22 protein-coding genes are annotated in these 25,311 nt (G+C 40.7%); 15 read left to right on the top strand and 7 right to left on the bottom strand.

What is annotated here, in order from left to right; genetic code table 11:
* Positions 1 to 162: 162 nt before the first annotated feature.
* Together topA and QWZ08_RS11700 are read right to left on the bottom strand one after the other, a co-directional pair.
* Positions 163 to 2,736, bottom strand: a complete 2,574-nt coding sequence (topA, locus tag QWZ08_RS11705) for a type I DNA topoisomerase (RefSeq protein WP_290337598.1) — start codon at positions 2,734 to 2,736, stop codon at positions 163 to 165.
* Between the two features lie 324 nt (positions 2,737 to 3,060).
* Positions 3,061 to 3,906 (bottom strand): alpha/beta hydrolase, encoded by an 846-nt coding sequence (locus tag QWZ08_RS11700; RefSeq protein ID WP_290337597.1) that lies wholly within the window; start codon positions 3,904 to 3,906, stop codon positions 3,061 to 3,063.
* A gap of 18 nt (positions 3,907 to 3,924) precedes the next feature.
* Between QWZ08_RS11700 and QWZ08_RS11695 the strand changes: the two genes are divergently transcribed.
* On the top strand, positions 3,925 to 4,683 hold the full coding sequence (locus QWZ08_RS11695) for a Rossmann-like and DUF2520 domain-containing protein (RefSeq protein ID WP_290337596.1): 759 nt from the start codon (positions 3,925 to 3,927) through the stop codon (positions 4,681 to 4,683).
* Between the two features lie 93 nt (positions 4,684 to 4,776).
* On the opposite strand, the gene QWZ08_RS11690 is transcribed toward QWZ08_RS11695, so the two are convergent.
* Complete coding sequence (locus tag QWZ08_RS11690) at positions 4,777 to 5,424, bottom strand: GyrI-like domain-containing protein (protein ID WP_290337595.1); 648 nt, start codon at positions 5,422 to 5,424, stop codon at positions 4,777 to 4,779.
* A 236-nt stretch (positions 5,425 to 5,660) separates the two neighbouring features.
* On the opposite strand from QWZ08_RS11690, the gene QWZ08_RS11685 reads away from it, so the two are divergent.
* The 6 genes from QWZ08_RS11685 (at position 5,661) to QWZ08_RS11660 (ending at position 9,900) form a co-directional block, all read left to right on the top strand.
* Positions 5,661 to 5,996: a 2Fe-2S iron-sulfur cluster-binding protein gene (locus tag QWZ08_RS11685; protein ID WP_290337594.1), complete on the top strand. Its 336-nt coding sequence runs from the start codon at positions 5,661 to 5,663 to the stop codon at positions 5,994 to 5,996.
* Between the two features lie 113 nt (positions 5,997 to 6,109).
* Complete coding sequence (gene iscX / locus QWZ08_RS11680) at positions 6,110 to 6,349, top strand: Fe-S cluster assembly protein IscX (RefSeq protein WP_290337593.1); 240 nt, start codon at positions 6,110 to 6,112, stop codon at positions 6,347 to 6,349.
* A gap of 55 nt (positions 6,350 to 6,404) precedes the next feature.
* Positions 6,405 to 6,923, top strand: a complete 519-nt coding sequence (locus QWZ08_RS11675; RefSeq protein WP_290337592.1) for a KdsC family phosphatase — start codon at positions 6,405 to 6,407, stop codon at positions 6,921 to 6,923.
* Between the two features lie 57 nt (positions 6,924 to 6,980).
* Entirely contained in the window at positions 6,981 to 7,928 is a 948-nt protein-coding gene (locus QWZ08_RS11670; protein ID WP_290337591.1) for a geranylgeranylglycerol-phosphate geranylgeranyltransferase, read from the top strand.
* A gap of 43 nt (positions 7,929 to 7,971) precedes the next feature.
* On the top strand, positions 7,972 to 8,574 hold the full coding sequence (locus tag QWZ08_RS11665) for a Maf family nucleotide pyrophosphatase (protein ID WP_290337590.1): 603 nt from the start codon (positions 7,972 to 7,974) through the stop codon (positions 8,572 to 8,574).
* A gap of 57 nt (positions 8,575 to 8,631) precedes the next feature.
* A complete protein-coding gene (locus tag QWZ08_RS11660; protein ID WP_290337589.1) occupies positions 8,632 to 9,900 on the top strand; it encodes a DUF2851 family protein in 1,269 nt (422 codons plus the stop codon).
* On the opposite strand, the gene QWZ08_RS11655 is transcribed toward QWZ08_RS11660, so the two are convergent.
* The gene (locus QWZ08_RS11655) at positions 9,885 to 10,292 is read right to left on the bottom strand and encodes an OsmC family protein (protein ID WP_290337588.1); all 408 of its coding nucleotides are present in this window, start codon (positions 10,290 to 10,292) and stop codon (positions 9,885 to 9,887) included. The genes QWZ08_RS11660 and QWZ08_RS11655 overlap by 16 nt on opposite strands.
* Positions 10,293 to 10,333: 41 nt before the next feature.
* Between QWZ08_RS11655 and QWZ08_RS11650 the strand changes: the two genes are divergently transcribed.
* Together QWZ08_RS11650 and lipA are read left to right on the top strand one after the other, a co-directional pair.
* Entirely contained in the window at positions 10,334 to 11,140 is an 807-nt protein-coding gene (locus tag QWZ08_RS11650; protein ID WP_290337587.1) for a hypothetical protein, read from the top strand.
* A gap of 48 nt (positions 11,141 to 11,188) precedes the next feature.
* A complete protein-coding gene (lipA, locus tag QWZ08_RS11645; protein ID WP_290337586.1) occupies positions 11,189 to 12,112 on the top strand; it encodes a lipoyl synthase in 924 nt (307 codons plus the stop codon).
* 102 nt (positions 12,113 to 12,214) lie between these two features.
* Here lipA and QWZ08_RS11640 read toward each other — a convergent pair whose 3' ends face one another.
* Both QWZ08_RS11640 and QWZ08_RS11635 read right to left on the bottom strand, forming a co-directional pair.
* Complete coding sequence (locus tag QWZ08_RS11640) at positions 12,215 to 13,198, bottom strand: ROK family protein (protein WP_290337585.1); 984 nt, start codon at positions 13,196 to 13,198, stop codon at positions 12,215 to 12,217.
* A 53-nt stretch (positions 13,199 to 13,251) separates the two neighbouring features.
* Positions 13,252 to 14,697, bottom strand: coding sequence for an MFS transporter (locus tag QWZ08_RS11635; protein WP_290337584.1), 1,446 nt, complete (start codon positions 14,695 to 14,697; stop codon positions 13,252 to 13,254).
* Positions 14,698 to 14,944: 247 nt separating this feature from the next.
* Between QWZ08_RS11635 and QWZ08_RS11630 the strand changes: the two genes are divergently transcribed.
* The 6 genes from QWZ08_RS11630 to QWZ08_RS11605 all read left to right on the top strand — a co-directional run bounded on the left by QWZ08_RS11630 (position 14,945) and on the right by QWZ08_RS11605 (position 23,899).
* Entirely contained in the window at positions 14,945 to 16,363 is a 1,419-nt protein-coding gene (locus QWZ08_RS11630; protein WP_290337583.1) for a glycogen synthase, read from the top strand.
* A 67-nt stretch (positions 16,364 to 16,430) separates the two neighbouring features.
* The gene (locus tag QWZ08_RS11625) at positions 16,431 to 17,708 is read left to right on the top strand and encodes a glucose-1-phosphate adenylyltransferase (protein WP_290337582.1); all 1,278 of its coding nucleotides are present in this window, start codon (positions 16,431 to 16,433) and stop codon (positions 17,706 to 17,708) included.
* 101 nt (positions 17,709 to 17,809) lie between these two features.
* Entirely contained in the window at positions 17,810 to 19,330 is a 1,521-nt protein-coding gene (locus QWZ08_RS11620; RefSeq protein WP_290337581.1) for an MFS transporter, read from the top strand.
* A 5-nt stretch (positions 19,331 to 19,335) separates the two neighbouring features.
* A complete protein-coding gene (locus tag QWZ08_RS11615; protein ID WP_290337580.1) occupies positions 19,336 to 21,189 on the top strand; it encodes an alpha-amylase family glycosyl hydrolase in 1,854 nt (617 codons plus the stop codon).
* Positions 21,190 to 21,396: 207 nt separating this feature from the next.
* A complete protein-coding gene (locus QWZ08_RS11610; RefSeq protein WP_290337579.1) occupies positions 21,397 to 23,034 on the top strand; it encodes a carboxylesterase/lipase family protein in 1,638 nt (545 codons plus the stop codon).
* A 4-nt stretch (positions 23,035 to 23,038) separates the two neighbouring features.
* Positions 23,039 to 23,899 (top strand): serine hydrolase, encoded by an 861-nt coding sequence (locus QWZ08_RS11605; RefSeq protein WP_290337578.1) that lies wholly within the window; start codon positions 23,039 to 23,041, stop codon positions 23,897 to 23,899.
* Positions 23,900 to 23,952: 53 nt separating this feature from the next.
* Here QWZ08_RS11605 and QWZ08_RS11600 read toward each other — a convergent pair whose 3' ends face one another.
* Entirely contained in the window at positions 23,953 to 25,296 is a 1,344-nt protein-coding gene (locus tag QWZ08_RS11600; protein ID WP_290337577.1) for a serine hydrolase, read from the bottom strand.
* Positions 25,297 to 25,311: the final 15 nt, after the last annotated feature.

Genomic DNA, 25,311 nt, shown 5'->3' with positions numbered 1-25,311 from the left:
GATAAAACAAAAAATCTATTGAAAAATAACCAGTTTAGAAATTAATAAACCAGTAAATCAGATATATGTTTTAACTGCAGCTTATCAGCGGCGGTTATCCGACAATTCTCCCTAAACGAAAAAAATCAGCCAATCAGAAATCAAAAAATCAGGCATAGTATTTTATTTCTTTGGCGCTGCTTTCTTTGTTGCTGCTTTCTTTGTTGCTGCTTTCTTTTTCGCTGCTGTCTTTTTATCAAATGCTTTCGGATCCTGTGCTACAATCATTTTCTTTACATCATCCAGCTCAATAGTGGCCAGCTCTTCAGGCGTATATTTTGCATTGTTTTTATTGAGGCCCAACTTCAGCATTTTTTTACCAAAACGGATAAAAGCACCCCACCGCCCATTCTCAATAGCAATTTTTTCTTCCGGCCATTGCCTGATAAAACGGTTGGCTTCCTTTTCCATTTTTTTCTCAATCAGCTCATTGCAGTCCTGTTGAGTCAGCATGTCAAAATTATATGCCCGCGGAATGTTGATGAACAAATCGTTCCATTTAATGAAAGGACCAAAACGGCCTTTGCCTTTGGTGATCGGCTTTTCATTATAGAAGCCAATAGGCGCATCTTCTTTTTGTTTGGCATTGATAATTTCAATGGCACGGTCGAGCGTAACTGACCACAAATCTTCCCCTTTTGGAATAGAAACAAATTGCTCCCCAAATTTTACATAAGGGCCAAAGCGGCCAATGTTTACACTTACTTCCGCATTTTCATATTCACCCAAACTGAGTGGCAGTTTAAACAATTCCTGTGCTTCTTCCAGCGTGATGGTTTCAATACTCTGACCTGCTTTTAATTTTGCAAAACGTGGTTTTTCTTCATCGCCCTGGCTGCCGATTTGTACCATCGGACCATAACGGCCCATGCGTGCAATAATGGGTTTGCCGTCTTCAGCAACACCAAGCATTCTCTCGCCCACAGCACGTTCTGCAGTTTCCAGCGTATGTGCTACACCTGTGTGAAAAGGAGTATAAAAATCGGATACCATCTTGCTCCATTGCATTTTACCGTCTGCAATTTCATCAAATTCTTTTTCGATATTAGCAGTAAAGGAATAGTCCATCACTTTGGTAAAATGCTGGTTTAAAAAATCAGTCACCACCAAACCCAAATCGGTTGGAAATAATTTTGATTTTTCTGCGCCTGTATTTTCCTGCTCTATTAATTTTTCGATGGTATCATTTTTCAGCCTTAGAATCCTGAAATTTCTTTTTACCCCTTCCTTATCTTTCTTCTCTACATAAGTTCTTTTAATGATGGTGGAAATAGTAGGGGCGTACGTGCTCGGGCGACCAATGCCCAGTTCTTCCATCTTCTTTACCAATGAAGCTTCCGTGTACCTTGCTGCATGTTTGGTGAATCTTTCTGTGGCAGTCATTTGATTAAACACCAGCTGCTGGCCCACCGTTAAATTTGGCAGGCGGCTTTCTCCTTCCTTTTCATTGCCGTCTTCTTCGTCGTCATCGGTGCCTTCCATGTATACCTTTAAAAATCCATCAAATTTCAACACTTCACCAGTTGCAGTTAATTCCTCGTTATTGGTGCTGATGTTTATTTTGGCGGTTGTCTTTTCAAGTTCTGCATCGCTCATCTGGCTGGCAATGGTGCGTTTCCAGATCAGTTCATACAACCTGTTTAATTCAGGATCATTCACCGTATGGTTTTCCATGTAAGTAGGGCGAATGGCTTCATGCGCTTCCTGAGCACTTTCATTTTTGTTTTTGTAACGACGTATCTGCAAATATTTATCGCCATAACTTTTGGCGATCTCTGTTTTGATTGCGTCCATGGCGGTTTCACCAAGGTTAACACTGTCAGTACGCATATAGGTAATCTTTCCGCTTTCGTACAATCTTTGCGCCAGTAACATGGTTTTGGAAACACCATAACCCAATTTTCTGCTGGCCTCCTGTTGCAGTGTACTGGTTGTAAAAGGCGCAGCAGGCGTGCGTTTTCCGGGGCGAACCTGGATATCCTTTACGGTATATTTAGCACCGATGCAGCTTTGTAAAAATTTTTCAGCAGCTTCTTCCACGGCATATTTTCCACCTTCTGCTTTAAAAGAAACCGTTTTGTTATTAAGGTCAGTAGCAGCCAGTAAAGCTTCAATTTTAAAACTTCCCACTGCAGCAAACTGATTGATCTCCCTTTCTTTTTCAGCAATTAATTTAACCGCTACGCTTTGTACACGGCCGGCACTTAGGCCGCCGCTCATCCCTATCTTTCTCCATAATACGGGGCTTAATTCAAAACCTACCAGCCTGTCTACAACCCTTCTTGCCTGTTGTGCATCCACCAAATCCATGTTAATTAAACGCGGATTTTTTACGGCTTTTTCAATGGCGGGTTTGGTGATCTCATGAAAAACGATACGCTTGGTAGTTTTTGGATCCAGGTGTAATACTTCCGCAAGGTGCCAGCTGATGCTTTCTCCCTCGCGGTCCTCATCCGATGCCAGCCATACTTCTCCGCTGCTTTTTGCAAGACTTTTTAATTCCTTCACCACTTTTTCCTTATCGGCAGGTACAATATATTTGGGTTTGAAATTGTTGTTCACCTCAATGCCCATATCATTTTTTTCAAGATCCCGGATATGTCCGAAACAGCTTTTTACCTGAAAATCTTTTCCTAAAATTGCTTCGATGGTTTTTGCTTTCGCAGGGGACTCCACTATTAACAGATTCTTCGCCATAATTATTTTTTTGCCCGCTGCTTTATAAAAAGCATGGGTAGATGGGTTTTATTTATCCAGCTGCAATACCTGGGCATGCAGCGAAATGAATGAATTATATTTTTTCCAACTTATGTCGTTAAGCCTTCCTGCAACTATAAATTCAGGTACTGAACCTCCTGGCCGGAATACCCTGCGCAACTGTTGGCTAAAGAAAAACGCACTTCTTTAAGTGAATCATTTCGACATCCACGCTATGCAATACGAAACAAATTGAACTGCAATATTAGTTCAAAATTGAAAAATCAAAATTTTTCTTGCTAAGCATGCTGTTAACAAACAGCCTTAAAGAAAGTCAGTAACTTTTTTCTGTACTGATTTGTTGCGGTAAATATTGCGGTGGCCCAAACCTTTGGTGATGATAAATTCGATGTTATTGAAACCTGCTTCTTTTACTTTTAATGCGTCTGAAAGCGGCGTGATATCATCATCTTCATCGTGAATCCATAAAATATTAGCCGTTATATTTTTCATAGCTCTTTTGATGGAATACCACTTTACAGGATAGCCGCCTTTTTCAAAAATAATCTGGTCAAACTCTGCCCTTATCACTTTGTCATCTATTTGTAATAATTTAAATGCGCTGTCAATGGCGGTTGTTGTTTCAGTAGCTGGAGCAATAAATACAATGCGGGTATTTTCATCATGCGGCATCTTTTCTAAGGCAAGGCTAAGCGCAATGCCGCCAAATGAATGGGCAATGAAACCATTCACAGGCCCGTACAATTCAATCACTTTCTCAATCATCTGGCTATACTCTTTTGCATTGATGGTGCGGCCTTCACTATTGCCATGCGCAGGTGCGTCAAATGCCAGCACCTGGTATCCCTTTTCAAGCATGGCTTCTATATATACATGAAAATTACTTGCGGTTGAACCGAATCCATGCAGTACCAAAATTTTGTGTGAAGCGTCTTTATTCCATTGGTAACCGTTTACTTTTAAACCGTTCAGGGTAAAATGAATGCGGTTGGCCCCGTTAAACACAGTTCTGTTTTTAACTGGCGATTTTATCAAAGGCGTACAAAATAATTCGAAAGCCTCCTCAGCAGTTTTTCTTTTAGAAATATGCGACAGCACTTTAAATTTTGTTCGTATGTAACTAATTGCTAATTTTTCCTTTAATTTCATCGCTACAAAGATAATAACATGAAGGTAGTAATTGTTGGAGCCGGTAATGTGGCTACCGTTTTAGGACGACTGATCAGGGACAACGGCCATACGATTGTGCAGGTTGTTAGCCGGGCCGCTGATAATGCCGCCATTCTGGCGAAAGAATTAAACTGCGCATTTACAGATAACAGTGGTATAATTGACCAATCAGCAGACCTATATCTTATAGCAGTTACCGATACGGCTATGAGCCAGCTGGACGAGCGTTATCACTTAGGCGATAAACTGGTGGTACATACCGCAGGTTCCGTATCAAAAGAAGCGCTGAAAAATATCACCAATAATTATGGTGTGTTGTACCCGCTGCAAAGCCTGCGCAAGCAAAATATGGAATTGCAACAGGATATTCCACTGCTTATAGACGGTAACACGGACGCCGCTTTGCAAACAATCCGGCAGTTTGCGGTTACCATTTCATCGAATGTAACGCCTGCCGATGACGACCAGCGGCTTAAGCTGCATGTGGCGGCGGTATTGGTAAGCAATTTTACCAATCACCTCTACGCATTGGCGGCTGATTATTGCGATAAAGAAGGAGCTGATTTTAAATTGCTGTTACCATTGATAGAAGAAACGGCTTTGCGCCTGCGCCACTACCCCCCACATGAAATGAGAACAGGGCCGGCAGTAAGAAAGGACATCAAGACTCTGCAAAAGCACCTGAACCTGCTTGCCCGGTATCCGGCCATACACAATATATACCTGAAAATTACAGACAGTATTATGAACAACTGATGCCACCGTAAATGATTATAGTTAATCAAAAGTAGCTGGCATAAGTTCCTCACCATCAATCAACGCTGCATTTTAAATAAAATAATACCCGCATCACCGCCAGGTAAAAATAATATCGGTCTGAACCTTGTAGGGATCTTTTAGCTTACCATTTTTGTCCACCGGGTCATCAACATATACTTCATAAGGAGGCAGTATGGATTTTTTCTTATGATCTTTCATCCAGTCCTGCAAAGCGGTGTAAGCCTGATCTGTCAGGTCATAGGGACCATAAAAATGAGCAACGATTACGCTGTCCTGACCTATTTGTTTAATAATCGCATTAGGAGGCAGTTTGGCTGGCTTTCTGTCCACCGGTAAACCTGCTTCGAAAAAGAAAGGCGCTTTAGAGGTTTTATACCAGGCCATTGGCGGGCCTGTAACTTTCAATTTTTCTTTTTTAATAATTGCTGGCAGTTTTACGCCATAAATCTGTCCAAGCTTAAGCGCAATCCGGCCGCTGGTAGCCGCACTATCTTTAATGCAAAGAACGGTTTGTTTTATAGAAAGGGTATCCATTATATTAATTACGGGAGCTTTTTTAACTGCAGCAGGTTCTTCTCTTTTAATAGCCGTTTTTATCACCGTATCTTTTTTTGCCTGTTGATTTTTTTTACTGTCTGCGGAGTTATTGCAGGCACTCACCAACATTAATAATGAAAGAGAAAGAAATATTGAAACCATTATTTTTTGATAATTCATACAGGCTTGTTGTTTTTAAGAAGTGAAAAATAGTGAAATGCTTTTTGATATACAAATATTTTAAGGTGTGGTAACGATACACAATTGCCTGCCTTTTACACTGCAAAATAAACGCCAGACCTGTCATATGGGCGCAGTCTGCATCCTGATCGTTTTTGTTGAAAGACAGTCCTTTCAGTTATAAGTTTTCCTAAATTGGTAATTGTACAGTAGGTTTGCATCCCGAACTTTACAATATGTATACAATAACTTATAATTTTCAACAAAAGGGTCTTGAACCAATAACCTTTTCAGGAGTGGAAGAGGGACAGTCTCTTTTAGAAGTGGCTTTAAAAAATGATATAAATCTTCATCATAATTGTGGTGGTGTTTGCGCTTGCAGTACCTGTCATGTGTACGTAGACCAGGGAGATGAATTTCTGGAAGAGTTAAGCGACAGGGAGGAGGATTTTATTGACAGAGCGGTTAGCCCGCGTATCAACTCCAGGTTAAGCTGTCAATGTGTTTTGCAGGAAGGTGATGGAAACATTGTGGTGACCCTGCCTGACCAGACACAGTTTTTGGGAGAATAAATATTAATAACTCAATTACACAATGACTTAATTTGAAATGAAGGCGATGTTTATCTATTGAATGGTGCTTTTATTTTCAAATTGTTGAATTTTCAATTTTTCAAATTACTATAATGACGTTTGAACCTCCTATACACTGGAACGATTATGAAGATATTGCAATGAAACTGCATGAACGTTTTGGTGACGAATTTAACGAAGGTAGAATATACCGCATACGTTTTACGGACTTGCACAAATGGGTACTGGAGATACCTAATTTTGCCGGCACGCCCGAACAAAGCAATGAGGGACACCTGGAGATGATACAAAGCAGCTGGGTATACGAATGGCGGGATAATCAAAAAAAATAGAGCACCCCTTATTTTTGAATGCGGCCTTCCCGCTCCCAAAGTATTTTTCACTGCAATGAATATTTTAGCACTTTTTAAGCCAATAAAAACTTTTGTATTTGATGTAGACGGTGTACTCTCATCTGGCATTTTACTGCTTTTTGAAAATGAAACTATCAGAACTACGAATATAAAAGATGGTTTTGGCTTACAGCTTGCGATCAAAAAGGGATACCGTGTACTCATCATTTCCGGGGGACAATCGAGGGCTGTAAAGCAACGTTTTGAAGGGCTTGGTATTAAAGATATTTTTCTTGGAGTACACGATAAAAAGGAAATACTGACTGAGTATGTGCAGCAACATCAGTTGAAATGGGAGGAGGTTTTATTTATGGGCGACGATATTCCTGATTACCGGGTCATGCAATTGGTTGGTTTACCCTGTTGCCCTGCAGATGCGGTTAATGAGATCAAGCAAATAGCCCGCTACATTTCTCCTCTTAATGGTGGAGATGGCTGCGGAAGGGATGTAATCGAAAAAGTACTGAAATTAAACGACCACTGGGACCTGGAAACCGGCATCGCTTCAAAATAAATTATTAAGTATTTCATCGTTTGGTTGTTGTACTTAATTTAATAACAGCAATACAACATGAAATTATTATTCGCCTTTTTTCGTTTGATCCGCTGGCCAAATCTTTTTTTTATTGCATTGACCCAATTACTTTTTTATTACTGTATTATAATCCCGATTGCTGCCCGTTTCGAGGTTAGCTTTCATCTTACTCAGCCACTCTTTTTTTTACTGATGACCGCTTCCATTTTAATCGCAGCGGCCGGCTACATTATCAATGACTATTTTGATATCAATATAGACCAGGTAAACAAACCGGAAAAAATGGTGATCGAAAAAATTATTAAACGCCGATGGGCCATTTTCTGGCACTGGACAATCACTACCGTTGGATTAATTATCAGCCTTTATGTTTCTTATCAAACAAGTTTTATAATCATCATTGCAAATGTGATTTGTACATTGCTATTGTGGTTCTATTCTACAACCTTTAAAAAGAAATTATTAACTGGCAATGTCATTATTTCGATGCTGACAGCGTGGACCGTGCTGGTATTGTATTTTGCTGTCGGCAATACGTTTCACCTTTTTTCGGCACCTGACGCTAATTTTTTCGCAGCCACAAATCGCATATTTAAATACGCGGTATTGTACGCAGGCTTTGCCTTTATTATTTCCCTCGTTAGAGAAGTTGTAAAAGATATCGAGGATATGGAAGGTGATGCAAAATATCGTTGTAATACTATGCCCATTGCATGGGGCGTACCAGCGTCAAAGGTATTTGCCGGAGTTTGGCTGGCAGTGCTGATAGGCGCTTTACTGATCTTACAATTTTATGCATTTCAGCAGCGATGGTGGGTTACTGCTGTCTACTGTTTTTTATTAGTGCTATTACCACTGATTTGGATTTTACGTAAATTGTATGTTGCTCAGAATACTGCACAATACCATCAGTTAAGCAGCTTTATAAAAATCATAATGCTTACAGGTATTTTGTCAATACTTTTTTTTAGATGGTATATTTGACCATTAAGCCCCTGGGTCTTTTAAATTCAAAAAAAATGTTAGAATGAGTCTTTCGTTGTCACAAGGATCTCAATCCGGATCTTCAGTAAAAAAAGTTATTCTGGCATCCCAATCGCCCCGCCGCAAGCAGCTGCTTGAATGGGCAGAAGTTCCCTTTGATATCATAATCCAGGCCACAGACGAATCATATCCTGCACATTTACCCCCTGATGAAATTGCCATTCACATTGCAAGAAACAAAGCGCTCGCTGTTGAACAACTGCATCACCCTGTTTTACCAATACTTGCTGCAGATACCATTGTGGTGTTAAAGGATGAAATCATTGGGAAACCCGCCTGCAGGGAAGATGCGATCCAGATTTTAGAAAAACTTTCCGGGCAAAAGCATGCCGTAATTACTGGTGTTGTTATATTAAAGGAAGGTAAGGAGATTGCTTTTGCAGACATCACTGAAGTTGAGTTTCACACCTTGAGTATTGAGCAAATTGAATTTTATGTTGATAAATATAAGCCGTATGATAAAGCCGGTGCGTATGCAATACAGGAATGGATTGGTGTTACCGGAATAAAGTCAATTAACGGCGATTTTTACAACGTTATGGGACTGCCGGTAAGCAGGGTAGTGCAGGCGCTATTGCAATGTTGACTTTGATTTTGTAGCTTGATAGAAATTCTGATCCTGCTCATTTTTAAAATCATTGTCATGACGGAAAAATTGCTGCAATATATCTGGCAGTTTCAACATTTTAATGCCGCGTTGCTAACAACCACAGAAAATGAAAACTTGCGGATCAATTCCCCTGGCGCACTAAACACCAATCAAGGTCCCGATTTTCTGGATGCCAACATAAAAGTAGGCGACACAACCTGGGCCGGCAATATTGAACTGCATCTGAAATCAACAGACTGGACAAGCCATCAGCATAGCAAAGACAAAAATTATAACAATGTTATCCTGCATGTAGTATGGCAGGATGATGGTAATGTTGAAGCCAGTTTTCCTGTTCTTGAACTTCAAAACAGGGTATCCAAAATTTTATTGAACCGCTATGACGAATGGATGAATGCAGCAACATTTATCGCCTGTGAAAAAAACATTCACCAGGTGAATGAACTGGCATGGAAAAGCTGGACTGACCGTTTACTTGCAGAACGGCTGCAAAATAAATCAACCATTATTTTTGATTACCTTAAAGAAAATAACAACCATTGGGAAGAAACATTCTGGTGGTTGCTGGCTTACAATTTTGGCATAAAAGTCAACAGCGAAGCCTTTGAAAAAATTGCCCGGTCGCTGCCGGTTGTATTGTTGGCAAAGCATAAAAACCAGATTCACCAATTGGAAGCGTTATTGTTTGGGCAGGCAGGTTTATTAGATGCTGATTTCAATGAAACATATCCATCCATGCTGCAGAAAGAATACAGGTTTTATAAAAACAAATATAAGCTGCAACGGGTACCAGCTGCTTTATATTTTTTAAGAATGCGGCCTGCAAATTTTCCATCCATCAGGCTGGCTCAACTGGCAATGCTTATTAACAAAAGCCTGCATTTATTTTCTGTAATCCGGGAAGCCACATCATTAAAAGAAATAAAAGATTTGTTAAATGTTACCGCCAACGACTACTGGCATTATCATTATATTTTTGATGAGCCTTCCACTTTTAAAGCAAAACATTTGGGGAGCCAGATGGTGAATAATGTATTAATAAACACTATTATCCCCATTGTATTTGCTTATGGTGTTTATAACCGGGAAGAGCGGTATAAAGAAAAAGCCCTGCAATGGATGGAACAAATTACAGCAGAAAAAAACAATATCACGAACGCATACATGCAGTTGGGTATACAAAATAACAACGCTTTCGATTCGCAGGCACTCATCCAGTTAAAAAATGAATACTGTAACCGGAAGCGTTGCCTGGAATGCGCTGTAGGCAATAGCTTGCTGAAAAGTTACAGCCAGTTATAGCTGGCGTTAATTACCACATCGGGGTGTAAACTTTTTATAACGGGGCAGTTATCGCCTACTCTTTGTAAAATAATCTTTTCTTTTTCTTCCAGTTGTAACGTAGCAGGAAAACTAAGTTCCACATCAATTTTAGCAATTCTCCTTGGATCGCTTGCCATATGTTTTTTTACATTTACAGTGGTATTTTTTAATTCAATACCCATGTCAGTCGCCTTCATAGCCATTGTTGTAATCATACAGGTTGCCAATGCGGTACATACTAAATCAGTAGGAGAAAACCTTTCACCCTTTCCCCTGTTATCTGTCGGAGCGTCTGTTTCTATCAAAGAATTGCTTTGCAAATGGCGGGCGTTGCATCTTAAATTACCTTCATATTGAATCGTTGCTGTCATTGTACTATTTTTGTATAAATTTACTGAAGTAAAAAGTTATCATGCGCAAAATATTTTTCGTTATTCTGTCCGTATTAGCTACCTCTGGTTTACTTGCCCAACAAACTAAAAAAGATAAAAAAGAGGAGCATCGTCAAAAAATTAATGCATTGATACGGCAGGAAGAAGAGGGTGTAATCACCTATACAAAACATACCGCCTTTGGATTTAAACTTACCAATGATGGGTACGGGGGATTTATGGAAATAGGCCGGGCACAGTCCATAACAAAATCGCTGTTATTTCAGCTGGACATTGCTGAACGCAAGCACACAAAGGAAGACAAGCAAACCAACCAGATGTATGCAGGACCTTCACTTATTTTTGGCAAAATAAACTTTTTCTACCCCGTAAAATTGGGCGTACAGCAACAGATATTACTGGGTAATAAAAGCAATAAAAACGGTGTAAGTATAACAGCCAATTTTGGCGGCGGAGCTTCACTTGGTTTATTGAGGCCTTATTATCTCGATATTTTTGATACAACCAGTTCACCTGTTCAACGTAAGTCTATTAGATACGAAAGCGCAGACAGCAATATATTCAGTTCAAGTTCTATGCTTTATTACCTGCAGGCAACAGGACCAAGTTTTACCAAAGGATGGAGCAATTTAAAATTAACGCCGGGGGCATACGCAAAAGCTGCTTTACGGTTCGACTATGGCCGCTACAATGAGGTAGTAAGTGCCATCGAAGTTGGAATAACGGCTGAGCTGTATGCAAGAAAAATTCCACAGATTGTAAATGTGGCACCCAGAAATTTATTTGTGAACCTATACGTTTCCGTATTGTTTGGTAAAAGAAAATAGGAAGTATTTAGCAGGAAAATTAATTTTTTACAATTATAAAATAATTGAATGACAGAGTTGCCCGTGTTAAATGAAGCTGCAGAACCCAAAATAAAAAAGCCTGACTGGCTAAGGGTTAAATTACCCATTGGAGAAGATTACCGGCACGTTAGAAGTTTGGTGGATACCCATAAATTGCATACTATTTGTGAAAGTGGTAATTGCCCTAACATGGGTGAGTGTTGGGGAGAAGGAACTGCTACTTTTATGATTCTCGGAAATATTTGTACAAGAAGCTGCGGCTTTTGTGCGGTGGCTACCGGCAGGCCAGAACCTGTTGACTGGGATGAACCTCAGCGGGTGGCGGAAGCCATCAACCTGATGAAGGTAAAACATGCAGTCGTTACATCGGTTGACAGGGATGAAATTGCCGATGGTGGTTCTATTATCTGGTTCAATACCATCAAAGCAATCAAGGCTCTAAATCCTTCAACGACACTGGAAACACTGATACCTGATTTTAAGGCCGAAGCAGCAAACATCCAGCGAATAATAGATGCAGCGCCCGAGGTTGTTTCCCACAATATAGAAACGGTAGAAAGGTTAACGCGGCAGGTACGTATACAGGCTAAATACTGGCGCAGTATGGAAACCCTGCGTATTTTGAAAAAGGGGGGCATGCGTACCAAAAGTGGTATCATGCTGGGGCTTGGCGAAGCAAAAGAGGAAGTGGTGCAAACCATGCAGGATTTGAGAGACAGCGAGGTAGACGTTATTACAATTGGCCAATACCTGCAGCCAAGTAAGAAACATTTGCAGGTGCAGCGTTTCATACATCCTGATGAGTTTAAAGAGTTGAGAGAAATTGGCTATGAGATGGGCTTTGATTATGTAGAGAGCGGGCCATTAGTGCGTTCGTCTTACCATAGCGATAAACACGTGATAGCTGGATGGGGCAGAAATAAATGGCTCGAAGAAAAAAATGGTAATTAAAATTGAACCTGTAGAAATAAAAAAAATAACAGACCATAAAAAAAGCCAGCGCAATTGCGTTGGCTTTTTTTCAAAAATTTATTTAACAGTAAAGTAGGTATTTTAAAAAGCGCCCTGTTCGTTACGGGTGGTGTCCCACACCAGGGCACTTGCTCCAAGTATAGCTGCATCCGCTTCTTTTAATTCGCTGAACAACAGTTTAACTTTGTTTTGAAAAATAGGCAGCAGGTTTGCTTCCATATGTTTTCTTGTCGGGTTGATCAGCAACGGTCCCGCCTTGGTGAGACCTCCGAACAATACAATTGCTTCTGGTGAAGAGAACATGATAAAATTGGCCAGCGATTCTCCCAGTATTTGCCCTGTAAATTCAAAAATCCGGTTGGCAATTGCATCGCCCTGCATAGCACAGTCGTACACCGTTTCACTGGTTAGTTCGTTAATAGTGTAGTTGCGTAAAAGACTGGCTACTTCCGGGTGTTCCGTCAGCATTTCAATAGCTGTTTCCCTAACCCCGGTTGCAGAAGCATATGCTTCCAGGCTTCCATGCGCACCGGTACTTTTATGCATTCTTCCTCCCGGGCGGATAATAGTATGTCCCAGTTCGCCTGCAAAGCCATCCCAGCCCACTACAATCTTTCCATCAATTACAATACCACTGCCTACGCCTGTGCCCAGTGTGATGGTGATAAAGTGCTTAATATTTTTGGTTACGCCATACATCATTTCGCCAACTGCAGCTGCATTGGCATCATTGGTAAGAATTGTTTTAAGACCAAATTTTTTGTTCATGAGGTCAGCAATTGGTATAATGCCTTTCCATCTTAAATTAGGCGCATACTCAATGGTACCTGTATACAGATTGCCGTTTGGAGCGCCCATACCAATACCTACAAATTGATCAATTCCTCCGGCTCTTTCAACCATCGGTAACAATTTCTCACATAAGTCGTCTATAAAATCTTCCACGATTTCATGTGCAATGCTGGAGATGCGATCCTGTTCTATTATTTCTCCATGGCGGTTAACAATGCCAAATTTTGTGGTGGTACCACCAACATCAATACCTATTGCGTACGGTTTGAGCATAATGAATTTAAAAATTAAAAATCAAAAAATAAAAGTGCATTCTGCTGTTTTTATTAATGTCCGCCTTCTGCATTCAGCGCATCGTAATCAATACCCTGCGATTTTAAAACGGCTTTCGCCCTAACAGCGTAGAATGCAAGATACGCAAAACATGCAATGCCAACAATGTAACTAAATTGAATTCCGGTTTTATCTGCCAACCAGCCCTGCAATGCGCTGATCAGGCCGCCGCCCATGATCATCATGATCAACAGGCTGCTTCCCTGCCCGGTGTTTTTGCCAAGACCGGCAACTGCCAGCGTAAATATACAAGGCCATAACGTGCTGCAAAAAAGACCTACACTAATAAACGCGTAAGCACTTACCATACCTGTGGTGATCATTCCGATTATGAGGGCAACTATACCCAGGCATGCAAACAGCAACAACATTCTTGCAGGATTGCCTTTGCTTAAAATGTCTGCGCCAATCATCACAGCTATCACAAACGCGTACACGAAGAATTGGGTTACATCATGCTGGGCGATTGTATTTACAATTAAAAAAACTCCAAAAGCAAGGTAGGGCATTAAAAAGTTGAGGATTTTTTTCATGCCCATGCTTACATCAAAAGCACCTACAGCACCCGTCCAGCGACCGATCATCAAACTTGCCCAATACAAAGAAATATAAGGTGCAATTTTGTCTGTTGCAACACCCAAATGTTGTTCCATATAAGCGGGCAGGTTACTCGCGGTTGATACTTCCACACCAACATATACAAATATGCCAATCATACCCATCCATAACTGTGGGTATTGAAAAGCAGAGGAACGGTGCACTAATTTATTTGCGCTTACAGCTTCTTCTTCCGCCACATGCTCCAAGTCTATTTTATTGGGAACAGAAGAAAATTTGATAAATAAAGCAACCAACAAAAATGCAACGCCCACGATCAAGTAAGGTGTTTTCACACTTTCAATACTTGCTGTAGTGTTTCCCGCAGCAACACTTCCAAAAATGGCAAAGCTTACCAGCAAAGGCCCGATCGTTGTTCCAAAATTATTTACACCGCCTGCCATAATGAGGCGCTGAGAACCGGTTTTAGGATCACCCATTATGATGGCTAATGGATTCGCTGCAATTTGCTGCAGGGAAAAGCCAAGACCTACGATAAATAAGCCGGTAAGCATTAATGTAAAAGAAGCTGTATTGGCAGCAGGATAAAATAATAGTGTACCAATGGCAGAAATGATTAATCCAAGCGCAATACCATTTTTGTAGCCAATCTTATTCAACAGGTCACTTCCAATTACTTTTGACACGATATAATAAATAATAGAACCAACTGTGTATGCCACGTAAAATGCTACAGATACCAGCTGGCTTTGAAACTGCGATAAATTAAAGGCCTTTCTAAATACCGGTATTAAAATGTCATTGCTTGCTGCTACAAATCCCCAGAAAAAAAACACGGTAACCAGGGTTCCGAATTGTGACCATTTGGTTTTTTGGCTCATAAAATTTTATCGTTAAGTTTTATTAAGAATCTCGAAAGTTATCATTTTTTTTGTTTACCCGAAAAAAAATAAACACATTGTGACAGGATTAAAATGGATAACTGCAAAGCATTCAACAATAAGTTGTTTTGAGACGCTATGCACAAATAACAATAAGCACCCGGTTAAGCTTTTTATTTTTTATCATTGATTGTTCAAAGAAAAAACATTCATAAATTGACTTGTTTTTAAGACAATGTTTAAACGTATGGAAATACTACATGTAAGCGCAGAATGCTATCCCGTAGCAAAAGCAGGCGGGTTGGGAGATGTGGTGGGTGCTTTGCCTAAATACCAAAACCAGCTTGGTCATATCGCTAAAGTGGTTATGCCCATGTACAGAACAAAATTTTTGTACGAAAATGATTTTGATATTGCCCACAAAGGCTCTTTTGGAATGGGGCCTTACTGGTTTAATTATACCATCATAAAAGAAAGAACCAATAAACTTGGTTTTGATCTTTATCTCGTAGACATTAACGGTTTGCTCGATCGGGAAGCGGTGTATGGCTATTATGATGATGCGGAAAGATTTACCGCTTTTCAGATTGCAGTAGTTGACTGGGTTAGCAAATGGAATCATAAACCGGATACAGTACACGTGCATGATCATCATACCGGGCTCATTCCTTTTATGATGCAGTATTGTTACGCTTACCAGCACCTGGCAGCCATTCCCACTGTTCTCACAATTCACAATGCGCAATACCAGGGTTGGATGGGCTGGGATAAGGCATTGTATCTGCCGGAATGGAATTCGTGGGAATGGGGCAAGCTTGACTGGAATAATAATATTAACCCATTGGCAAGCGCCGTTAAATGCGCTTTAAAAGTTACTACTGTAAGTCAGAGTTATCTGGAAGAAATGCGGACCAGTGCCAATGGACTGGAAAGTTTGTTTGAATACGAAAAAGGCAAATGCACCGGCATATTAAATGGCATCGATGCTGCTGTTTGGGATCCTGCTGTAGATACTTATATTGACCATAACTTTAGTGTTGAAAATGTAGATGAAGGTAAGCTGGTCAGTAAACAATTATTATGTGAGCAGTTTAACCTGGACGCAGAAAAGCCGCTCTTTGTTTTTATTGGAAGGCTTGTACATGAGAAAGCTGCCGACTTATTGCCGCAGGTTATTAACGATGCCGTATATCATATGCAGGGCACGATGAATTTTTTGATACTGGGAAGCGGCGAGCCGGGCGTAGAATGGGAACTGGAAAACATGAAAACTCCGCTGGCCGGATATTACAATTCAAAGATTGGATACAACGAAAAGTTAAGTCACCTGATGTATGCGGGGGCCGATTTTTTACTGATGCCCAGCCGTGTGGAGCCCTGCGGGTTAAACCAGATGTACGCCATGCGGTATGGAACAATACCAATTGTTAGAAATACAGGCGGACTGAGGGATACAGTGATCGATTACGGAGAACCTGGCGGATACGGTATTGTGTTCAATGATGCCAAAGTGTGGGATATCACTTACTCCATTCACCGGGCAATGGAACTGTATGGTAAAACCAAACGGCTGCATAAAATACGAACGACTATTATGAAGATTGATAACAGCTGGGAAACGAGTGCGGCAAAGTATATTAATTTATACAGTAGTTTAGGGAAGTAATTTCCCGAATTTTAATATATTTAATAAAGGATTGCAATAAATTAAGTAAACAATTAACCCGCCATATATGGATAGCAAATCAGTTATTTCAATAGTTTTAGGAGGAGGAGCAGGATCAAGATTATACCCCCTTACAGCAAGCCGCAGTAAGCCGGCAGTGCCTATTGCAGGCAAGTATCGCCTGGTAGATATCCCCATTTCAAACTGTATCAATTCCAGCCTCAACCGCATATTGGTACTTACCCAGTTTAACTCTGCCTCGCTTAACAAGCACATCAAAAATACCTACCAGTTTAGTATGTTCAGCAAGGGATTTGTAGATATTCTTGCGGCAGAACAAACGCCGGATAACTCTGGCTGGTTCCAGGGTACGGCAGATGCTGTAAGACAATCATTGCGTCATATCAACGGGTACGATTTTGAATACGTGCTTATATTAAGTGGTGACCAGTTGTACCAGATGGATTTTGAAGAGATGATCGATCACCATGCTTCCAGTGGTGCAGATATTTCGATCGCAACCATTCCGGTGGGTGACAGGGAAGCCCCTGAGTTTGGTATATTAAAAGCCAATGACGAGAATGTAATAACCAGTTTCATCGAAAAACCCAAAGCCTCCTTATTGCCGGAATGGGTGAGTGATACCGGCGATGAGATGAAAAAACAGGGAAGGAATTACCTGGCTTCCATGGGTATTTATGTTTTCAACAGAAAATTATTGTTTGAGTTGCTGGAAGTGGAGAAAAAAGATGCCACCGATTTTGGAAAAGAAATCATTCCTACTTCAATAGAAAAATATAAAGTAATCAGTTATCAGTATGATGGATACTGGACTGATATCGGAAACATTTATTCTTTCTTTGAAGCCAACCTGGCATTAACGCTTGATCTGCCGCCGTTTAATTTATTCGATAACCAGAAGGTGGTGTACAGCCGTGCAAGAATGTTGCCACCGGCAAAAATCAGTGGTACTACTTTAGAGAAAACAATCATTGCAGAAGGTTCTATTATTAACGCCAGCCGCATTGAAAACAGTGTGATAGGTGTCAGAAGCCGGATCGGTCATGGCTCTACCATTGTGAGTTGTTATATTATGGGTAACGATTATTATGAAACGATTAAAGAAATTGACGCCAACCACGAAAAGGGTGTTCCGCAGTGCGGCATAGGTGACAGGTGTTATATTAAAAATACCATTGTTGACAAAAACTGCCGCATAGGTAATGATGTACGCATCAACGGTGGCAGCCACCTGCAGGATGCTGACCATGCTTTGTACACGGTAAAAGATGGAATTGTGGTCATTAAAAAAGGCGCCATCTTACCCGATGGTTATGTTATTTAAAAAATTAAGCATTACAACATCCTGCCACGGCAGGATGTTTTTTATTGTACTTTTACTAATGTGTATTTTTTACACAACTTTTATATTTTAAACGATTGCTCATGTCTCCTGTCATCACCGTTAAAAAGCCAATTTTAAGCCTATCTCAGATTATCAATATGAGTGTAGGTTTTTTGGGAATACAGTTTGGCTTTGGGCTGCAAAACGCCAACGTTAGCCGTATTTTCCAATCGCTCGGCGCCAAGATAGATGACATTCCGATTCTTTGGATAGCTGCCCCTTTAACAGGGCTTATTATGCAGCCTGTTATTGGTCATCTGAGTGATAAAACCTGGTCGCCACGATGGGGCAGAAGACGGCCTTTCTTTTTAATTGGTGCAATTCTCGCTTCACTTGCCCTTATCTTTTTCCCGAATGTATATGCATTGTGGATGGCCGCAATCATGTTATGGCTACTGGATGCGTCGATCAATATTTCGATGGAGCCTTTTCGTGCTTTTGTAGGCGATATGCTGCCAGATGAACAACGCACTGCTGGCTTTGCCATGCAGAGTTTTTTTATTGGTATTGGAGCCGTTGTGTCGTCTGTATTACCTTATCTGCTTACACAAATGGGTGTGGCAAATGAGGCGGCACCAGGCGTGATACCCAACTCAGTAAAAATTTCATTTTATATTGGTGCCGCTGTTTTCTTTTTATCTGTAGCTTATACGGTATTTACAACCAAAGAATATTCCCCTGCCGAATTAAAAAGTTTTGAATCGGCAGAACAACAGGAGGTTGATCATTCTATTATTACCACACCAGTAAAATCATTTTATAATAAAGGATTTATATGGCTGATAACAGGCGCCATTTTAAGTTTTTTACTTTATTACTATAATGTGCAGCACGTGGAAATGCCGTTGGAAAAAGAACTCTATGTATTAACGTTTGGTATTGCAAGTTTCGGCTTAATACAACTGGCAGCTGGTTTTTCCTGGTCGAATAATAGTAAAAACGGACTGGTAGAAGTGGTAAATGATTTATATAAAATGCCCGACACCATGAAGCAGCTGGCAGTAGTACAGTTCTTTACCTGGTTTGCGTTATTCGCTATGTGGATATATGCCACACCCGGACTGGCCCAAAATATCGCCAACACTACAGACACTTCTTCAAAAGCTTATAACGAAATAGGAAACTGGGTGGGTGTTTTATTTGGTTTTTATAACGGCTTCTCCGCTTTTTTTGCTTTTTTGTTACCCGTACTGGCAAAGAAAACCAGCAGGCCAATGACACATTTAATCTGCCTGGTTGCCGGCGGCCTGGGGCTGATTTCATTTTTTATTTTTAAAGATAAATACCTGCTGATACTCAGTATGGCTGGCATCGGCCTTGCATGGTCAAGCATTCTATCCATGCCTTATTCCATGTTGACTGCAGCGTTGCCTTCCAATAAAATGGGTGTTTACATGGGCATTTTTAATTTCTTTATTGTAATACCTCAAATTCTTGCGGCAACATTGCTGGGATTTTTTACAAAGCATTTGTTTAACGGCAATGCCATTTATACGCTTGTATTGGGCGGCGCACTTATGATCGTTGCTGCTCTCTTAACCCTTAGAATAAAAATAAAATGACAACTATGAAAAAGTTTTTTGTGATGAGTGCTTTTGTGTGTTTCGCTTTTATGGCTACGGCACAGCAAAGTAGCTACAAATGTTACCCTACGAATTGGTGGACGGGTATGAAATGGAATAAAGTACAAATCATGATTCATGGCGATAGTATCGCTAATGCAAAGGGCGGTTTCAGCATTGTGTATCCCGGCATAAAGCTGGAAAAAATAAACAAGGTAGAAAATGCCAATTATGTTTTTTTAGATATCAGCATTGCTGCTATTGCAAAACCAGGAATTGTAAAAATTAAAGTAAACAAGGAGAGCACTCCAGTTACAATTGATTTTGAATTAAAGGCCAAACGACAGGGAAGGGGCGTGGACTTTGCGCAGGGAGTTACCTCGGCCGATTTTATGTACCTCATTTTGCCAGACCGTTTCAGCAATGGCGACCCATCAAATGATCGTGTTGCAGGGATGCGGGATCAGTCACTTAACAGGGATACGGTGTATAACCGCCATGGTGGTGATTTAAAGGGAATAACCAACCACCTGGAATATTTACAGCAATTAGGTGTGACCACGCTTTGGCTGAATCCGGTAATAGAAAATGATATGCCCGGCCGAACGGAACATGGCTATGCATTTACTGATCATTACAAAATTGATCCACGACTGGGTGGAGAAAAGGCCTACCAGCAACTGATAGATTCAGCGCACGGGAGGGGCATGAAAATTATACAGGATGCGGTATACAATCATGTAGGTTTATATCATTTTACAGTACAGGATTTGCCAATGAAAGAATGGCTGCATCAATGGCCGGAGTACACCAATACCAACTTTAAAGATCAAACTTTATTTGACCCCTACGCCGCATCCATAGAAAAAAAGAAGATGGCAGATGGCTGGTTTACACAACAAATGCCCGACCTGAATGAAAGCAACGCTTTTGTTGCCAACTTTTTAATTCAGCATGCCCTGTGGACCGTAGAAGAATTTGGCATAGACGGCTGGCGCATTGATACCTACGCTTACAACGATCTCGACTTTATGAACCGTTGCAATAAAGCCCTGATGGATGAATATCCGCATATCACTATGTTTGGTGAAACCTGGGTGCACGGTGTTCCGAACCAGAGCTACTTTGTACAAAACAATTACAATATTCCTTTTAAAAGTAACCTGCAGGCAGCTACAGATTTTCAGGCACTTTGGGGCATACAGGACGCTATGACCAAAGATTTCGGCTGGTCGGATGGCGTAAACAATTTGTACACCACGCTGGCGCAGGATTTTGTTTACAAAGATCCAATGCGCAATGTAATCTTTCTTGACAATCATGATATGTCGCGTTTTTATTCCGTGGTAGGAGAGAATATGGATAAATATAAAACAGCTTTGTCCTGGTTGTTTACCTGCAGGGGAATACCTGAAATATATTATGGTGATGAGCTGGCTACAACCGGTGTAACCTCGCCCAATGATGGTTACGTAAGGCTCGATTTTCCCGGAGGTTTTCCGGGGGATGTGCTCAATAAATTTGAATTGAGCGGCAGAACCGTACAAGACTACGAGATATGGAGACATGTATTTGAACTGGCCAATTTCAGAAAAAAATCTTCAGCCATCCGTTTTGGAAAAATGATGCAATACTATCCGGAAGATGGCGTGTACACTTACTTCAGGTATGATGATAAACAGACGGTGATGGTGGTAATGAATACAGCCAAAACAGATAAAACAATTTCATTTACCAAATATGCAGAAAGAACAAACGGCTTTACAATGGCAACAGATGTGCTTACAAAAGCGAAAATACCACTGAAAGATTTTACACTTGGTTCTTATAAAGCAGCAGTGTTTGAGTTAACAAAATAACAGGCAGTAGTAATACAAAATAAGAATGGCCACAAAGCCATTCTTATTTTTTGCACAGACATTAAAATCGTGATTTAAACACAGCATTAAAATATTTTTTTATCGAAAATTTTAGTCAGGGAAGCAGATAAAAAAAGAATGTTTTAATGTGTTAAATAAACCGGCTAAATTGCCTTCTCTTAATTCTGATAATTTAAAAAGCCTGCCATGTATAAAATTTTATTAAGCAGTATGTTCCTGTTTTTTTCAACTGTCATTGCTGCTCAAACCAACAATTATTTTTCTGTTCAAACTACTATCAAAAATGGTGTAGTAGAAGGCAACTACGATACAAAAACCGGCATGCAGTTTTACCTGGGTATTCCGTTTGCAAAGCCGCCGGTGGGTGAACTGAGATGGAAAGCTCCGCAACCTCTGGATAACTGGAAAGGAGTAAAACAAACAAAGAAATTTGGTCCAAGAGCCGTGCAGGGCATTGTGTTTGGAGATATGAAAAGTCGCTCGGAGGGATTGAGTGAAGATTGCCTTTATCTGAACGTTTGGACAAATGCAAAGAACAATGCCGCCAACCTGCCTGTGCTGGTATATTTTTTTGGCGGAGGATTTGTAGCAGGTGACGGAGCAGAACCACGATATGATGGCGAAAGCATGGCGAAAAAGGGAATTGTAGTTGTTACAGTTAATTACAGGCTGAATATTTTTGGTTTTTTTGCTCACCCCGAATTGAGCGCAGAAGCACCCTACAAAGCTTCCGGCAATTATGGCTTGCTTGACCAGGCAGCTGCATTGAAATGGGTACAGCAAAACATAGCCGCTTTCGGAGGTAACCCTAAAAAAGTAACTATTGCAGGAGAATCTGCAGGATCAATTGCTGTAAGTTACCAGATGGCCTCGCCGCTTGCAAAGAATTTGTTTGCCGGTGCAATTGGTGAAAGTGGTGCTGGCATTAAGCCAACACTTTCGTCCGTTCCTTTAGCTGAAGCTGAAAAAGAAGGAGTGGCGTTTGCAAAAAAAGCAGGTTATACATCCCTGGCCCAGCTGCGTAAACTTAGTACCAAAGAAGTGTTTGAAATGTACCAGGAATCAAAACGATTTGGTTTTCCGGTGGTGATTGATGGTTACTTTTTAACGGCGACAGTGCCCGAAATTTTTGCCGCGAAAAAACAGGCCTTAGTACCTTTACTTGCCGGATGGAATTCGGCTGAAGTACCTGCCGGTGCGTTTATGTACAGTGCCCCTCCTTTTACTAAAGAAGTTTATATCTCCCGGTTAAAAAAGGAATATCCCAATGATTATGAAACCGTATTAAAATTATATCCGGGTGATTCTGAAAGGCAAATTGAACTTTCTGCCACTGCATTGGCTTCTGACAGATTTATAGCTTATAGTACGTGGAAGTGGTGCGACTTACAAATTGCCAACAGCAACCAGGCGGTGTATCGCTATATGTTCAGTAAAATTCATCCTCCGTTAACTGACGAGCAATCAACGCCGGGCCTTGCCGGAGGTACGGTAAAAAAAGATGCGAATGCTCCAAAGCAGCCAGCACCGGTAGGTGCATCGCACGCCAGTGAAATTGAATACTGCATGGGCAATCTGCCACTAATGACAGATTTTATTTTTAGTGAAAGCGATTTTGCGGCATCAGCAACCATGCAAAATTATTTTGCCAACTTTATCATTTCCGGTAATCCCAATGGAGAAAAATTGCCTGTATGGCAGGCAGCAAAACCCGGCGATAATACGCCTGATATAATGATAATTGATGCGGTGTCAAAGCCGGAAAAAGCCTTAAATGATGACAGGTATCGCTTTTTGGACAAGGCCTATGGCAACATAAAATAAGCGCATGAAACATTTTATAATCTTCTCACTACTGTTACTACCATCGTTGATCCATGCTCAAAAAACAGATAAAAAATTACAGCATCAGGTAGAAAGTTTAGTAAAGGGATTTAATGGCGACATCGGCATTTATATACATAACCTGAAACACAATTCAATAATCTCCATCAATGCGGATACGGTTTTTCCAACTGCCAGTATTGTAAAGATTTCCATTCTTACAGGCATTATGGATAAAATCAGGAAGAATGAACTGGAGTACCATCAGCAATTAGTGTATAAAGATTCGTTGTTGTATGCAGGCGAGGATATTTTAGGATCGTTTAAAGATGGCGAAAAGGTTAAGCTAAGCAAAGTCATGATGCTGATGCTAACCACCAGTGATAACACCGCAAGTCTCTGGCTGCAATCACTGGCTGGAGGTGGTGCAAGGATCAATGAAATACTGGACAGTCTTGGGTTCAAAGCTACCAGGGTAAACAGCAGAACGCCCGGGAGGGAAGCAAACAGGAACCTGTATGGATGGGGACAAACCAGCCCCCGCGAGATGGAAAATTTTATGAACCGGATTGTTCAGAAAAATATTTTAGATACTGCTGCGAGCGACAAAATGCTCCGCCTGCTTTCGCGGCAATATTGGGACGAGCAGGCTATAAGCCAGGTGCCGCCGGGCATTTTTATTGCAGATAAAAATGGCGCAGTTGACGAAAGCCGCAGCGAAGTCATGTATGTAAACAATGGTAAAAATCCTTATATCCTCAGCATCTTTACAAAAAATAATAAAGATCAAAGCTGGCAGGATTCAAACGAGGCCTGGGTGCTTACACGCAAATTATCTGCCTTGCTGTGGAAATATTTTAATTGATGATCGCTTTGAATTTGTTTGTAAAAACTGGCAATCTCAGGGAAAGATCTTTATCAATGACCATCATAGTTAAACATCAGTTTTGACAGATCAGGTTCAATTTTCTTTTGGCGGTTTAGTTCAAGCTGGTATATCACTTCTCCCAGGTGTTTCATAAAGGGGAAGCCGGTATTTTCATAATCATACTTATCATCATTCAAAATACCATCGCTGTTGCAATACATGGTGGCTGATAAAAAGAATTCAATCTTTTTATCAAAATCAACAATATAAGCCACGTCGGTAAGCTGTCCGTATGCATCACCCACTTTATTAAAAATGCGGATGTTTTTTGGAATTGCTCCTGCTTCGGAACCAAATAGTAAAAATTTACAATAGGCTGGCCAATAAGTTACCGTGTCAGCGGCATATGGCGGATACTGACTTTCGGTAGGTAATTCACTCATGTACTTTAGCAAAAAAATCCTGTCATCAGCGGTAATATTAAATCTTTGAGAAGCCGGCACTTTCTCAGGGAATACAACACTTAATAAAATATTGTGGAGGTCTTGCAGGCTTATCCTGTTTTTGTCAGAAAAATCCATTGAAGAATTGATCAAAGCTCCGTCTTTCAAATACCCCGAACCTAACGAATCGGTTCTTTTTACAGAAATCGATGAATCGTATTGCGCAGGCTGACTAAAAATAATCCGGTTATCAGGCCCAAAGAAATTGACGGGATTGGTAGACCGGTTTTGCTGTGCTGTTAACTGAATATCCAGCCGGTGTAAAATCTGTATATCCGTGTATCCTTTTTGGTGTAGCTGTTCGTTGATATATTTTCTGCCCAAAAATTCATATAACCTGTTAAAGGCGTCATTATCACTTACAAGCAATATCTTTTTGATGTATTGGGCAATGCTTGGCTTGCCATCCGGCGTGGAAGGATCGTTATACACACGCGTTTGTCCATCCCCTTTTGCCTCAGTAATCATCGTGCTGTTTTTGTCAATACCCTGTTGTTTCAGTTCATTCAGGCGTTGGAGCGCCAGCAGACAGACAGGCAATTTTACAGTAGAAGCGGGGTAGAAATAATTGGCCGGATTAACATTAAAATAATAATTTTTCAGGGCTGGAATGCCATTAGCGCCTTTATCAATGCGGGTGTATATGAACTGCACATTCCATCTTTTTGTATTCTTTAAAACAGTATCAAAATATTCCGGATATTGTTTTAACAGTTGCACCAGCACACTATCTGTTTTACTGCTATCTGTAAGTGGCGCAAATACAGTTGATTTTAAAGAATCGGGATGCAGTAGACCGACAGGCTTTGGTACCTGTGCAGACAGGTGGCAGCAACACAGTAAAAACACAATAAAACCAGCTGACAACAGGTTGCGGACTTTTAAAAGCATATGGATAATTTCAGT

Origin of the sequence: Ferruginibacter paludis, from assembly GCF_030409685.1 — a bacterium.
In the GTDB taxonomy this organism is placed as follows: domain Bacteria; phylum Bacteroidota; class Bacteroidia; order Chitinophagales; family Chitinophagaceae; genus Ferruginibacter; species Ferruginibacter paludis.
This window is presented reverse-complemented; position numbering and strand designations above follow the sequence as displayed.

Bases quoted from the DNA above. Each gene is read 5' to 3' on its own strand.
- topA (WP_290337598.1), bottom strand. From the start codon at position 2,736: ATGGCGAAGAATCTGTTAATAGTGGAGTCCCCTGCGAAAGCAAAAACC.
- QWZ08_RS11700 (WP_290337597.1), bottom strand. From the start codon at position 3,906: ATGAAATTAAAGGAAAAATTAGCAATTAGTTACATACGAACAAAATTT.
- QWZ08_RS11695 (WP_290337596.1), top strand. From the start codon at position 3,925: ATGAAGGTAGTAATTGTTGGAGCCGGTAATGTGGCTACCGTTTTAGGA.
- QWZ08_RS11690 (WP_290337595.1), bottom strand. From the start codon at position 5,424: ATGAATTATCAAAAAATAATGGTTTCAATATTTCTTTCTCTTTCATTA.
- QWZ08_RS11685 (WP_290337594.1), top strand. From the start codon at position 5,661: ATGTATACAATAACTTATAATTTTCAACAAAAGGGTCTTGAACCAATA.
- iscX (WP_290337593.1), top strand. From the start codon at position 6,110: ATGACGTTTGAACCTCCTATACACTGGAACGATTATGAAGATATTGCA.
- QWZ08_RS11675 (WP_290337592.1), top strand. From the start codon at position 6,405: ATGAATATTTTAGCACTTTTTAAGCCAATAAAAACTTTTGTATTTGAT.
- QWZ08_RS11670 (WP_290337591.1), top strand. From the start codon at position 6,981: ATGAAATTATTATTCGCCTTTTTTCGTTTGATCCGCTGGCCAAATCTT.
- QWZ08_RS11665 (WP_290337590.1), top strand. From the start codon at position 7,972: ATGAGTCTTTCGTTGTCACAAGGATCTCAATCCGGATCTTCAGTAAAA.
- QWZ08_RS11660 (WP_290337589.1), top strand. From the start codon at position 8,632: ATGACGGAAAAATTGCTGCAATATATCTGGCAGTTTCAACATTTTAAT.
- QWZ08_RS11655 (WP_290337588.1), bottom strand. From the start codon at position 10,292: ATGACAGCAACGATTCAATATGAAGGTAATTTAAGATGCAACGCCCGC.
- QWZ08_RS11650 (WP_290337587.1), top strand. From the start codon at position 10,334: ATGCGCAAAATATTTTTCGTTATTCTGTCCGTATTAGCTACCTCTGGT.
- lipA (WP_290337586.1), top strand. From the start codon at position 11,189: ATGACAGAGTTGCCCGTGTTAAATGAAGCTGCAGAACCCAAAATAAAA.
- QWZ08_RS11640 (WP_290337585.1), bottom strand. From the start codon at position 13,198: ATGCTCAAACCGTACGCAATAGGTATTGATGTTGGTGGTACCACCACA.
- QWZ08_RS11635 (WP_290337584.1), bottom strand. From the start codon at position 14,697: ATGAGCCAAAAAACCAAATGGTCACAATTCGGAACCCTGGTTACCGTG.
- QWZ08_RS11630 (WP_290337583.1), top strand. From the start codon at position 14,945: ATGGAAATACTACATGTAAGCGCAGAATGCTATCCCGTAGCAAAAGCA.
- QWZ08_RS11625 (WP_290337582.1), top strand. From the start codon at position 16,431: ATGGATAGCAAATCAGTTATTTCAATAGTTTTAGGAGGAGGAGCAGGA.
- QWZ08_RS11620 (WP_290337581.1), top strand. From the start codon at position 17,810: ATGTCTCCTGTCATCACCGTTAAAAAGCCAATTTTAAGCCTATCTCAG.
- QWZ08_RS11615 (WP_290337580.1), top strand. From the start codon at position 19,336: ATGAAAAAGTTTTTTGTGATGAGTGCTTTTGTGTGTTTCGCTTTTATG.
- QWZ08_RS11610 (WP_290337579.1), top strand. From the start codon at position 21,397: ATGTATAAAATTTTATTAAGCAGTATGTTCCTGTTTTTTTCAACTGTC.
- QWZ08_RS11605 (WP_290337578.1), top strand. From the start codon at position 23,039: ATGAAACATTTTATAATCTTCTCACTACTGTTACTACCATCGTTGATC.
- QWZ08_RS11600 (WP_290337577.1), bottom strand. From the start codon at position 25,296: ATGCTTTTAAAAGTCCGCAACCTGTTGTCAGCTGGTTTTATTGTGTTT.